Source organism: Winogradskyella costae (assembly GCF_013403865.1).
Taxonomy (GTDB): Bacteria; Bacteroidota; Bacteroidia; order Flavobacteriales; family Flavobacteriaceae; genus Winogradskyella; species Winogradskyella costae.
In genome coordinates this window covers 43660-55517 of sequence record NZ_JABFDK010000011.1, presented here as the reverse complement: position 1 = coordinate 55517, position 11858 = coordinate 43660, and the positions used below count along the sequence as shown (strand labels likewise).

The window sequence follows — 11858 nt, the reverse complement described above, 5'->3', positions numbered from 1 at the left end:
CAATTCCTTTAAAAGAGACATTAAGGATATTTTTTATAAAAAGCAATTGCATATGTCGAACGATAAGAAGCCAGATCAGGTTGTATACGATAAAGCTACAAAGCGTTATGATGCGTATCTAAAGCCATACGCTACTAATGTTGGTGCACCTGCCATCCAAGTTACGGATAATTCATCTTGGAAAACCAGAAACATCAATAAGGCTAATAAGCAAATTAAAGCCAAATACTTGGAGCTAAAAGCCGAGTATGAAAAAATGATGGCAGAACTGGAATATAACACATTGGTTTATAATTCGCGGTATACATTTGAGCCAATTGTTGGTGAGACTTATCACTTATATCGCGATAAAAAGGAAGAATCATTTTTGTCTATTATTACTCCTTCAGATTGTAATTTCGACCACATTGGCAGTTTTTTGCTCAATAGTGAGTTGATTTGGAAACGGATTGAAGACGAAGGGGAGCGAAATAAAAAAGAATAATGACGTTGGTTTTATTACGTGTTTATATACTCTTTTTCATTACATTTAATACTAATTAAAAAGTGAAAACTTAAAATTATATAGTCATGGCTAAATCACAAGATGCAAAGAAAAATTCAAAAAAAGAGCCTGTTAAATCGGCTAAAGAAAAAAAAGCAGATAAAATTGCAAAAAAGGTAAGTCGCAAATAACGATCGCGGTAGAGTTAACAAAACCACTTCAATTGAAGTGGTTTTTTATTTTAAAGCCCTTATCTTTAGGATTACAAAAATTAATATGTAAAATCACTTATGGATATAAAATTAGCAGTACTGATTGATGGCGACAATATACCATCAGCTTATGTAAAAGAAATGATGGAAGAAATTGCCAAATATGGCAACCCAACTATAAAGCGTATTTATGGTGATTGGACCAAACCACACTTATCTAAATGGAAAAATATGCTTTTAGAAAATGCCATAACTCCCATACAGCAATATGGTTATACCACAGGTAAAAATGCTACAGATTCGGCAATGATTATTGATGCTATGGATATTCTATACTCTGAAAAAGTAGATGGTTTCTGTTTAGTTTCTAGTGATAGTGATTTCACACGGCTGGCAACACGTTTGCGCGAAGCCGGTATGGCCGTTTATGGTATCGGAGAAAAGAAAACACCGAGTCCATTTATCGTGGCTTGTGATAAGTTTATTTATATTGAGATTCTTAAAAATATAAAAGAAGAAAGCCCATTAAAAGATAAAACGAAGTCTACAGTATCAAAAAATAATTACGATACTATTACTGTAAAAGAAGTAAAGCTGATTGCGACAACTATAGATGATGTGGCAGATGATGATGGCTGGGCGTTTTTAGGTGATGTTGGAAGCTTACTACAGAAGAAACAACCAAATTTTGATTCTAGAAATTACGGCTTTCAGAAATTAACACCTTTGATAAACGCTATTTCTGATTTTGAAGTTGAACGACGTGAAGATTCGAGAGGACGTTCTAAATTAATTTACGTTCGACTGAAAGAAGAGCAGCCAAAACGAAAAAAGAGATAATTTAAAGATGATATAGCTGTAATATAACTTTTAAATGGAATTATTTTAAGCACGCAGTAAGTGGTTCTACTGTTAAAATGATAATAAGCTAAATGTTTTCTGTTTTATTATTCTAAATTGCCTTTTAATCATTTAATATAATAATATATGAAAAAAATTACTTTAGCAATTGCCATGTTAGCATTAGGAGCGCAGGCTCAAACTTTTCCGAGTCCATACTGTGATATTTCAGAACCAATGAATCCTTTTGGAATTGAAGAAATCTCAACGGTGAGCTTTGCAGGTATTAGTATTACAAATACAGAAACCTCCTCTATTTTAGTTGATAAAACAGCGACAACTGTAAACGTGGCACCAGATGAAACGTATTCAATTGTTATAACAGGAAATACATATGGAGCTTTCGATTCTAATATTGTAGCTTTTATAGATTGGAACCAAAATGACATTTTAGATGACGCAGGTGAAGTATACGAACTTGGATTACTTTCGGATACTAATGGTGCCGATGGTGTATCTGTAACTTTAGATATTACCGTACCTACCGATGCGGTTTTAGGTGAAACACGCATAAGAATCACAAAAACATATACTGATCAAGGAACTGATGTTAATCCACCTTCAACAGCTATTGTAGATCCTTGTGGAATTGTATTTAATGCATTTGGAGTAGAAAGACAGGAAAGCTTCGGACAGGCCTTAGATTTCACATTGAATTTAGCGACTTTAAGTATCAATGAATTTGAAATTAATGCCTTAACAGTATATCCTAATCCTGCACAAGACGTTTTAAATATTGATTATAAATCAGCATTAACAGGTGCACAAATATACAATCTTTTAGGTCAAGAAGTCATAAATAGGACTGCAGCAACGTCTCAAATGAAGTTAGATATTTCTGGACTTACCTCTGGAGTGTATATCGTAAAATTATCTGCAGAAGAAGGTGAGCATAGTTTTAGAGTTATTAAAGAATAATACTTTTAGAATTTCATCTATAAAAAAAACTTAGTCTAATTAGAGACTAAGTTTTTTTTTGTTTAAAATTTAAGATGAAATTAATTTTTTATCATCACGAGTTCTCCAGAGTCTAACGCATCTTTATAATTCGCTTTAACTTTAGTTAAATAACCAAAGAATTTAGAACCGTCTTCTTTTTTTAGAATAACTGTGGTGGTTCCGTTATTTTTAGTCGATACTTTATCTATAATAACGGTCTGATTATCTACTGACTTATAATTAGTAACTACGCCACGTTTTTTTAAAATATTTGCCTTCGGAAAATCAATATGATTAAAGCCTTGAGCAGTCTTCGCTTTTACCGTTAGCAAATCGCCAACTTTAGGCTCATTATTAGCAGAAGCTGTTAAAAAAAATCCGAAGCATAAAAGTGTAAAAATTATTTTTTTCATAATTAATTGGGTTTAAATTGAGTTTATGGTAAAAATAACAAGATTTTTCCGTAGGATATATAACTTTTAATAATTCTTAACATTTGTAAATTCATTTTAATTTCAAGCTGTTTTTTTTTATTAATTTAGTTTTTTAATAGCTCATATAGAGCATAATAAACACTATGAAATTATTAGGAATTGGATCAAGAATTAAGCATTCAGAGTTTGGAAAAGGTGTGGTGACTAACGTCACTTCAAAACATTATTGGGTTACCTTTATAGAAGATGGTTTAGAAACTATAGATTTAAATTCTGAGTTCGAAATTATCGAAGCCGCAGAAGACGACGTGGACACTGTAAGTTTTTACGATGTAGAACGCAGTTTAAAATCCATATTAAAAAAATGGTCAGATGTATCTGAAGTTATTACAATTGCAGACAAATGGAAAGGCGGAAAATTGATTATGACACCTGGGGATTCTAATTTAAAGTCTAGTGAAGTACCAATAGATACGTTCTTTCATAAAATTACTATGGTGCGAGATCGCTTGCGTGTTATGGAGCAAAAAATTAATTCTAGTAATTTGGAAGCACAAGAAAAAATAGATCTTCAGCAGTATATAACAAGAAGCTATGGAAGCTTAACAAGTTTTAATGTGCTATTTAAGTTAAAGAGTCAACAGTTTGTTGGGCAGCGGTCTAAATAGTTTTTAGCTAGGAGTGAAAAGTTAAAAGAGATAGTTTATTTAAAAACTTAATTGAAATCTTATTACAACACATGAAATAATTTCAATTGGTAAGGCAATAGTATTACATCTTTAAGCCCTTAACATCTGTAATTTCAATACCCAAAATCATAAACTGATGAAAGGTTGGTAGTTGGGCTCCACTTTCCGTAATTGTCCAATTTTCCCAAGTAGCTTCTAAACCTTTAATAGGTAAAATATCAACCCACATTTGAAAGCTTTTCGGTTTTCCTTCATCATCAAAATGCCACAAATAAGAATCGCCTGGTGTTGTACCGCCAGACTTATAAGTTACCAACAGGGCTTCTTTGTTGTCTTCTGTGATCACAACACGACGCTCAGTGCCTTCGTCCAAAACTTTATATGGAGCAACCAACCAAAATGAGTCGTTATTAAAGTAGTTTTCCGCTTTAAGAATATAGTCTTGTTTTTCTATGCCATTATACTCTTGTTTTAAGACGAAAACTTTTGAATTATTAGGGGTCTCTAAATCTAAAATTACTGTAAAATCTTTCCAATAGACTTCACAGGTATTATCAGTTTTATACCATTTATAGGTATGGCTGCCTTTAAAAGTCCATTCTATATAATCCGTATTTACATATGCAGATTCATCTAATGATTCAAGCATTTTTACTGCTAATTGTTCTGCTTTAGCACCTTGTTGACCTGTTGGTAATTCTTCATTATATTTTAAATAAATAAACCCAAAGAGAAGAAAAGTTGGCAGAGTGAAGAATACAATAACTCCACCTATAATTTTAAATGCTTTTTTTAGTTTAGATGATTTTGCCATAATACGTAACTTGTCCTATAAAATTTAATAAAACTTAAAAAGCTTTATATATTCGGTTTTAAGATTGCTAAATTAGACGTTATTTTAGTTTAAACTGCTTTTCAATCTCAATTCGTTTTAAAACACTGAATGCTTTAAGGTCTTCAAAAAACAACGTAAAATCGGCCTCAAAAGCATCATAATGTTCTTTGAGTTCTTTAGTTGCTTCATTCATTTTAGATAGTCCTTTGGTTCTGTGATTCATTCCATTTAAAACAACCTGAATACCTTCAATAGTAGCATAACTGAGTAGCCAGTTACCTTCAATCATAATCGGTGTTAAATCTTGAAATCGCGGAGGTAAAATAGCAATATGATTTGATAGGCTTTTATAGAAGTCAGCAATATATACGTCTAAAGGAATGTCTGAATAGCTCGTCCAATTTTTAGCTAAAAAGTGATCGAAAAATATATCTACGATGACACCACTGTAGTGACTATACCCTTTGTGTAAACGTTTGGTGCATTGCCTAAATAGTGGATGTGCATCTGTAAAGGTGTCAATTTGGCGATGTAGTTGAATACCGGCTTGAATTTCGGTAGGGTATAATTTGTACTTATTACCTCTTACACCATCTCCGACAAAGTTTCCGATAGTAATGAGTTCGTTATCTCCTGAAAGATAAATATGAGCGAGAAAATTCATGTTTCGAAATTACAAATTCATAATCACAAAATAGTTAAAAACGGTATATCTATTTATATTTGTTGAAAATAGAAATATACATGACTTTAATAAAATCAATATCAGGAATTAGAGGAACTATTGGAGGTCCAATAGATGATAACTTAACGCCAATTGATGCCGTAAAATTTGCAGCAGCTTATGGGACTTGGTTAAAACAACAACGTCAAAAAGACAATTATATAGTTGTGGTTGGACGTGATGCTCGTATTTCTGGTGAAATGATTCAGAATTTAGTGATGAATACTTTAGTCGGACTTGGAATTCACGTTATTGATTTAGGTTTATCCACAACGCCAACTGTAGAGATTGCAGTTCCTTTAGAACATGCGGATGGTGGTATCATTTTAACTGCAAGTCATAACCCTAAAGAATGGAATGCTCTTAAACTTTTAAACGCTAAAGGGGAATTTTTGAATGGGGCAGAAGGACAGAAAATATTAGAGATTGCAGAATCAAATACGATGAATTTTGCGGAGGTTGATGATTTAGGAAAAATAACCATTAACGATGCGTATATCGATATTCATATCGATGAAGTTTTAGACTTAGAATTAGTCAATGTACAAGCGATAAAAGACGCGAATTTTAAAGTGGTTGTTGATGGTGTAAATTCTACAGGTGGTATCGCTATTCCATTATTATTAGAACGTTTAGGTGTTGAGCCTGTAAAACTATATTGTGATCCAACAGGTCATTTTCCTCATAATCCAGAGCCCTTAAAAGAACACTTAGGTGATTTGGCACAAGCAGTTGTAAAAGAGCATGCTGATTTCGGAATCGTTGTAGATCCGGATGTAGATCGTTTAGCTTTTATGGATGAAACGGGAGAAATGTTTGGCGAAGAATATACATTGGTAGCTTGTGCAGATTACGTATTGAGTAAGACGCCAGGTAATACAGTAAGTAATATGAGTTCTACACGTGCCTTACGCGATGTAACTGAAAAGCATGGAGGAACTTATGAAGCTAGTGCTGTAGGTGAAGTCAACGTTGTAACTTTAATGAAAAAGAATAATGTGGTTATTGGAGGTGAGGGTAATGGAGGAATTATTTATCCGGATTCTCATTACGGACGTGACGCCTTAGTTGGTGTGGCTTTATTTTTAAGTTTATTGGCTGAGAAAAAAATGAAAGTCAGTGAGCTGAGAGCGTCTTATCCAAATTACTTTATGAGTAAGAAAAAAATTCAATTAACTCCAGGATTGGATGTTGATGGTATTTTAAGCACTATGGAATCTAATTATAGTCAAGAGAAATTAACCACCATAGATGGTGTGAAAATTGATTTTGCAGATAGTTGGGTGCATTTACGTAAGAGTAATACGGAGCCAATTATTAGAATCTATACCGAGGCACCATCGCAAAACGCAGCAGATACTTTAGCAGATCGTTTTATTGCTGAAATTAAAGCTATTGCTAACATATAGTAAATTAAGATTCTGTAAAGAATTTTGATTTTGAAGGAATTAAAAAGAAGATTAAGTTACTAGTTTTATTTACGAGACTTAAATAGTAAAATGTAGAGGATGATTTTAGAAACGAATACGACGGAAATGACTGAATTAGAAACTTATTTTAATCAGTTTAGACAGCATATTATTGGTCAAAACCAACGGTTTGAATCCCCTTATGGAGAACAAAAAATCATCTATACCGATTGGACGGCTTCTGGTCGTTTATATAGGCCGATTGAAGAAAAACTGATGAATGATTTTGGTCCTTTTGTAGCAAATACCCATACGGAAACTACAGTTTCTGGTACAGCTATGACGAAAGCGTATCATAAAGCGAGGCACATTATTAAAGATCACGTTAATGCAAACGACGATGATATTTTAATCTGTTCTGGTAATGGTATGACCGGAGTTATTAATAAGTTTCAACGTATATTAGGATTAAAGATTCCTGAAAATATAAAAGATTATACAAAGATTCCAGATGAAATGAGGCCAGTGGTTTTTATTTCACATATGGAACACCATTCTAATCAAACAACGTGGTTAGAAACCATAGCAAAGGTTGAGGTTGTACCACCAAATGAAGAGGGGTTATTTTGCCTTAAGAATTTAGAAACCCTTTTACATCAATATAAAGAGTGTACCATTAAAATTGCTTCAGTCGTTGGAGGTTCTAATGTAACAGGAATTCAAATTCCGCATCATGATGTAGCCAAACTAATGCACCAGCATGGAGGAGTTTGCTTTGTGGATTTTGCATGTTCGGCTCCTTACGTGGGGATGGATATGCATCCTATGGATGATGATGCGCAACTCGATGCTATTTTCTTTTCGCCTCATAAGTTTTTAGGTGGACCAGGAACTTCTGGTATATTGGTTTTTAATAAGAAATTATATAAAAACATGGTGCCCGATTGCCCAGGAGGAGGAACCGTTAGTTGGACCAACCCTTGGGGAGAGCACAAATACATAGATAATATTGAAGACAGAGAAGATGGCGGGACTCCGGGGTTTCTTCAAGTTATAAAAACAGCACTTTCTATTCGTTTAAAAGAGCAAATGGGAGTGGATAAAATGTTGCAGCGCGAGCATGAGTTGGTTGATATTATCTTTGATAAGCTCGGTAATGTTTCAAATATTAATATTCTTGCTGGCCAGCATAAAGAGCGTTTAGGAGTTATTTCATTTTATATTGACAATCTACATTTTAATTTAGCGGTTAAAATATTGAATGATAAGTTTGGGATACAAACAAGGGGAGGGTGTAGTTGCGCCGGTACTTACGGTCATTTCTTATTGCATGTAGACCAGCAAATGTCTAACGAACTAACGAATGAAATTTCAATTGGAGATTTAGTTCGTAAGCCAGGTTGGATTCGTATGTCTATTCATCCAACAACGACGAATGAGGAGATTACATATGTTTGCGATAGTATTATCGATTTAGCAAAACACCATGAAGCATGGGCTAAAGACTATGAATACTCGAGGTGTAACAATGAGTTTGTACATAAAACTTTAGTTGACACCCCTTGTAATGCAATAAATATAGACGCTTGGTTTGATATGAATTAATTACGTTTTCATCTAAAACTCAATTATTACACTCACTGTCGTATTTTTTATTGAAATGCGGTAGGCACTTTATCTCTATGTTTCCAACGTTTGTGTGTCCAAAGGTAATATTGTGGAGCTTCTAAGATTTGTTTTTCAACCATTTTAAAAAATAAGTCTGTGATTTCATAATCTTTATACCCTTTTGGATTTTCGGTGATGGTTGTAAAAGTGGTTTCATAGTAGCCACGCTTCATACGCTTTACACTAAAAAAGACCACTGCCATATCTAATTTTTTAGCGAGCATTTCAGCACCTGTATACATGGGTACTTTTATACCCATAAATTCACTCCAATGAAATGCTTTTTGTGCTTTTGGTGATTGATCAGAAACAAACCCGTTAATGGTGAGTTCATTTCTTTTTTTGCTATCAAGCAGAACACCATAGGTTTCTTTAGTGGTAATTAAATGTGAATCATATTTTGCTCTAATTCGTTTAACGAGTTTGTCAAAATATTTGTTAGCCAATCGTTTATAAACAGCATAGCCTTTGTGATTTAAATGCTTTTGTAAAACGAATATCCATTCCCAACTTCCATAATGTGCACACATTAAAATAATGCTTCGTTGTTTTTTCTCTAAATCAGTGATGAGGTCTACGTTAGTAAACTTAAAGCGTTTGTTCATTTGAGCCTCAGAAATGGTTAGAGATTTTATAGCTTCAACCATCATATCACAGAAGTGATGATAGAATTTTGATGTAATTTCAGAAATCTCTTTTTCAGACTTATCAGGAAAAACCAATCTTAAGTTTTCTTTTACCGTAGATTTTCTATAGCCGAATATGCGATACATAAAAATGTAGATCACATCAGAGAATCCGTATAGCAATCTAAAAGGTAAAATTGAAATTAGCCAAAGAATTGGATAGATTAAAATATAAGCAATAAGTTGCATTAATATATATTAGCGTTGAAGTACAAATATATATTATATTTGATTTATAGGATTAGAGTTTATGGACAATTTGGGTATAAGTATAGTGACCATTGTGATTATTGCGGCTAACGTTATAATGTCTTTTAAGGGATTTGATGATCGCATTTTTTTTGAGAAATATAAGTTTAATGTTGGGAGTATAAAACGAGGAGAACAGATAAGAATGTTGAGTTCTGGGTTTTTACATGCAGATATTACGCATCTGCTGTTTAATATGTTTACACTTTATTTTTTCGCAGATGCCGTGGTTATGATACTTGGCTCTTTTAAATTTATTGTTATTTATTTCGCTAGTTTAATTTTTGGGAATTTACTCTCATTGTATTTTCATAAAGATGAGTATTGGTATAGTGCCATTGGGGCGAGTGGTGCGGTAACAGGTGTGTTATATGCAGCCATACTTCTTCGACCTGATATGAACTTGTATATGTATTTTATACCAATTCCGATTCCTGGGTATGTATTTGGAATTGGTTATTTACTATATTCTATATATGGCATGAAAAAGAAAATAGGTAATATAGGCCATGATGCACACTTTGGAGGAGCAATTGGTGGTTATGCGGTGACCTTAATACTGATGCCAAGCTTATTTACCACGAATCTCGGTTATGTTGGTTTATTGGCTATACCGATACTTATTCTGTTTGTACTTTATAAAGCAGGAAAGTTGAATTAAAATATGTGTTCTGATTTATTAACTACATTAATAATGGATAAAAAGGCGTGACATAAGTCATGTTTTGACATAAAAACTAAAATCATCTTTGTAGCTTATTTAATTTTTTAAAAAATTATAAGATGACTTTAACAAAATCACTACACAGTTTTCATATTCCAGTAATGGGGTTAGCATATACTATTGATAGTCCAATTCGTGTGGCTCAATATGGTATTTCGTCCGTGGTATCTATTATAGACGACGATCTCATAGAAAAAATGAATGCATTTTACAGTAAGAAATTTAATTTACCATACCAAGAAATCACAAAGAAGGCCCAAGATTATCGTGCCGAACGGATTACGGCGTACCTCAATTTAGCAGATACTATAGTTAAAGATAAATTCTCGAATTTTAAGACAGAATTATCTGAAAGCAAAGTCGCATTAGAACATTTTATTACCACCTTACCTAATACGTCGGATTTTAAAGATGGACTTTTTAATTTACTACAAGAAGGTGTAACATTTAAAGAAAAGGTAAAAAGTTATCTCGAAACTCATTTAAAAGCTGGGGATATTGATGTGAACATCATGACCAAAGTAGATAAAGATAATTTTGTAAAAGGAGAACAATTACCAACAGCTTACAATGATGCACATGCGTCGTTACGTGGATTTGCGAATAGTAATTTAAGTTCTTCTGTTGTCCTTTCTGCAGGAATGAATCCAAGATTATACAGCTACTTTGAGAATTTTAGTGATTTCTTTCCAGATGTAAATGGGCAGTTAAAAAAGAAAATTATATTAAAAGTGAGCGACTACCGGTCAGCAACAATTCAAGGAAAGTTTTTGGCTAAAAAGGGACTATGGGTTTCAGAATATAGAATAGAATCTGGTTTAAACTGTGGTGGTCATGCTTTTGCAACCGAAGGCTTTTTATTAGGTCCAATCTTAGAAGAATTTAAAACTAAGAAAATGGAATTAATACAAGATACGCACGATGTTTTTGTAAAAGGTTTAAAGCAAAAGAAACGCGAAACTCCAGAGCAACCTTTAGAATTAAAAATTACGGTTCAAGGTGGTGTGGGTACCGCAGAGGAGCATCACTTTTTACTTGAAAATTATCAGGTAGATTCAGTGGGTTGGGGAACCCCATTTTTGTTAGTGCCAGAGGCCACCTCTGTCGATCAACAAACTAGAGATTTATTACGTAGCGCTAAAGAAAAAGACTTGTATTTAAGTGGTATTTCTCCTTTAGGTGTTCCTTTTAACACTATTAAAGGCACGACCAATGAGTTTCATAAGCAAAAGCGTATAGCTAATAATAAAGCAGGCAGTTCTTGTCCAAAGAAATTTTTGGCATTGAGTAAAGCGTTCGGTCCAGAAGGAATTTGTACGGCTTCAAAAAAATATCAAGATGTTAAGCTACAAGAACTAGACGCTAAAAAAGCAGATATATCCTCAACTGTTTATGAGAATGCTAAAGCAAAAATAACTGAAAAAGCGTGCTTATGCGTTGGTTTAGCAAACGCTTCGTATTTAGAAAACGATATTGATATTAAAGGACAGGAGCAAGGAGTTGTTATTTGTCCCGGGCCAAATTTAGCTTATTTTGATAAAGAAGTACCGCTATCTCAAATGATGCAACATATTTATGGAAATGCCTCTGTACTTTCAAATCCAGATCGTCCAAATATGTTTGTCAAAGAATTGAAAATGTACGTTGATTATTTAAAAAATGAGATAGATACAATTTCTGAAGAGCTAACGGTTAAACAGATCAAAAAATGGATAGCATTTAAGACTAATCTGTTTGATGGTATTGCATATTATGAAAACCTATTTAAGAGCTCTCTATTTTCAGCCTCTAATACTATAGAGAAACAACTTCAGTTTTATAAAGACGAATTGGCACATGTGTCCATACCGACATTAGAAACCGCTTAGAACTTTTTAATAGCATATACAAAATAGAAGCCTTTAC

At 33.3% G+C, this 11858-nt stretch carries 12 protein-coding genes; 8 read left to right on the top strand and 4 right to left on the bottom strand.

Annotated elements, in window-relative coordinates; all coding sequences use genetic code 11:
* The first annotated feature begins 52 nt into the window (after window positions 1–52).
* From HM986_RS16375 to HM986_RS16365, 3 genes are all read left to right on the top strand, one after another.
* Window positions 53–484: a DUF2452 domain-containing protein gene (locus HM986_RS16375; RefSeq protein WP_179336125.1), complete on the top strand. Its 432-nt coding sequence runs from the start codon at window positions 53–55 to the stop codon at window positions 482–484.
* 290 nt (window positions 485–774) lie between these two features.
* Window positions 775–1536, top strand: coding sequence for an NYN domain-containing protein (locus HM986_RS16370; protein WP_179336124.1), 762 nt, complete (start codon window positions 775–777; stop codon window positions 1534–1536).
* 147 nt (window positions 1537–1683) lie between these two features.
* Complete coding sequence (locus HM986_RS16365) at window positions 1684–2514, top strand: T9SS type A sorting domain-containing protein (protein ID WP_179336123.1); 831 nt, start codon at window positions 1684–1686, stop codon at window positions 2512–2514.
* Between the two features lie 80 nt (window positions 2515–2594).
* Here HM986_RS16365 and HM986_RS16360 read toward each other — a convergent pair whose 3' ends face one another.
* Window positions 2595–2948: a hypothetical protein gene (locus tag HM986_RS16360; protein ID WP_179336122.1), complete on the bottom strand. Its 354-nt coding sequence runs from the start codon at window positions 2946–2948 to the stop codon at window positions 2595–2597.
* 164 nt (window positions 2949–3112) lie between these two features.
* Here HM986_RS16360 and HM986_RS16355 point away from each other — a divergent pair, with 164 nt between their 5' ends.
* Window positions 3113–3637 (top strand): hypothetical protein, encoded by a 525-nt coding sequence (locus HM986_RS16355; RefSeq protein WP_179336121.1) that lies wholly within the window; start codon window positions 3113–3115, stop codon window positions 3635–3637.
* A gap of 103 nt (window positions 3638–3740) precedes the next feature.
* On the opposite strand, the gene HM986_RS16350 is transcribed toward HM986_RS16355, so the two are convergent.
* Window positions 3741–4472, bottom strand: a complete 732-nt coding sequence (locus HM986_RS16350; protein WP_179336120.1) for a hypothetical protein — start codon at window positions 4470–4472, stop codon at window positions 3741–3743.
* Window positions 4473–4551: 79 nt separating this feature from the next.
* Window positions 4552–5157 carry an acyl carrier protein phosphodiesterase gene (locus tag HM986_RS16345; protein WP_179336119.1) on the bottom strand — a complete coding sequence of 202 codons (606 nt, stop codon included), beginning with the start codon at window positions 5155–5157 and terminating at the stop codon, window positions 4552–4554.
* 80 nt (window positions 5158–5237) lie between these two features.
* Between HM986_RS16345 and glmM the strand changes: the two genes are divergently transcribed.
* Both glmM and HM986_RS16335 read left to right on the top strand, forming a co-directional pair.
* Window positions 5238–6626, top strand: coding sequence for a phosphoglucosamine mutase (gene glmM, locus HM986_RS16340; protein ID WP_179336118.1), 1389 nt, complete (start codon window positions 5238–5240; stop codon window positions 6624–6626).
* Between the two features lie 99 nt (window positions 6627–6725).
* Window positions 6726–8231 (top strand): aminotransferase class V-fold PLP-dependent enzyme, encoded by a 1506-nt coding sequence (locus HM986_RS16335; RefSeq protein ID WP_246288528.1) that lies wholly within the window; start codon window positions 6726–6728, stop codon window positions 8229–8231.
* 47 nt (window positions 8232–8278) lie between these two features.
* Here HM986_RS16335 and HM986_RS16330 read toward each other — a convergent pair whose 3' ends face one another.
* Window positions 8279–9169, bottom strand: coding sequence for a lysophospholipid acyltransferase family protein (locus tag HM986_RS16330; RefSeq protein WP_179336117.1), 891 nt, complete (start codon window positions 9167–9169; stop codon window positions 8279–8281).
* A 61-nt stretch (window positions 9170–9230) separates the two neighbouring features.
* Here HM986_RS16330 and HM986_RS16325 point away from each other — a divergent pair, with 61 nt between their 5' ends.
* Both HM986_RS16325 and HM986_RS16320 read left to right on the top strand, forming a co-directional pair.
* The gene (locus tag HM986_RS16325; RefSeq protein ID WP_394354228.1) at window positions 9231–9890 is read left to right on the top strand and encodes a rhomboid family intramembrane serine protease; all 660 of its coding nucleotides are present in this window, start codon (window positions 9231–9233) and stop codon (window positions 9888–9890) included.
* Window positions 9891–10012: 122 nt separating this feature from the next.
* Window positions 10013–11821 carry a hypothetical protein gene (locus HM986_RS16320; protein ID WP_179336116.1) on the top strand — a complete coding sequence of 603 codons (1809 nt, stop codon included), beginning with the start codon at window positions 10013–10015 and terminating at the stop codon, window positions 11819–11821.
* The last annotated feature ends 37 nt before the right edge of the window (window positions 11822–11858 follow it).

Coding starts and splice junctions, on each gene's coding strand:
- HM986_RS16330 (WP_179336117.1), bottom strand. CDS start 9,169: ATGCAACTTATTGCTTATATTTTAATCTATCCAATTCTTTGGCTAATT.
- HM986_RS16335 (WP_246288528.1), top strand. CDS start 6,726: ATGATTTTAGAAACGAATACGACGGAAATGACTGAATTAGAAACTTAT.
- HM986_RS16355 (WP_179336121.1), top strand. CDS start 3,113: ATGAAATTATTAGGAATTGGATCAAGAATTAAGCATTCAGAGTTTGGA.
- HM986_RS16325 (WP_394354228.1), top strand. CDS start 9,231: ATGGACAATTTGGGTATAAGTATAGTGACCATTGTGATTATTGCGGCT.
- HM986_RS16375 (WP_179336125.1), top strand. CDS start 53: ATGTCGAACGATAAGAAGCCAGATCAGGTTGTATACGATAAAGCTACA.
- HM986_RS16370 (WP_179336124.1), top strand. CDS start 775: ATGGATATAAAATTAGCAGTACTGATTGATGGCGACAATATACCATCA.
- HM986_RS16360 (WP_179336122.1), bottom strand. CDS start 2,948: ATGAAAAAAATAATTTTTACACTTTTATGCTTCGGATTTTTTTTAACA.
- HM986_RS16345 (WP_179336119.1), bottom strand. CDS start 5,157: ATGAATTTTCTCGCTCATATTTATCTTTCAGGAGATAACGAACTCATT.
- HM986_RS16365 (WP_179336123.1), top strand. CDS start 1,684: ATGAAAAAAATTACTTTAGCAATTGCCATGTTAGCATTAGGAGCGCAG.
- glmM (WP_179336118.1), top strand. CDS start 5,238: ATGACTTTAATAAAATCAATATCAGGAATTAGAGGAACTATTGGAGGT.
- HM986_RS16320 (WP_179336116.1), top strand. CDS start 10,013: ATGACTTTAACAAAATCACTACACAGTTTTCATATTCCAGTAATGGGG.
- HM986_RS16350 (WP_179336120.1), bottom strand. CDS start 4,472: ATGGCAAAATCATCTAAACTAAAAAAAGCATTTAAAATTATAGGTGGA.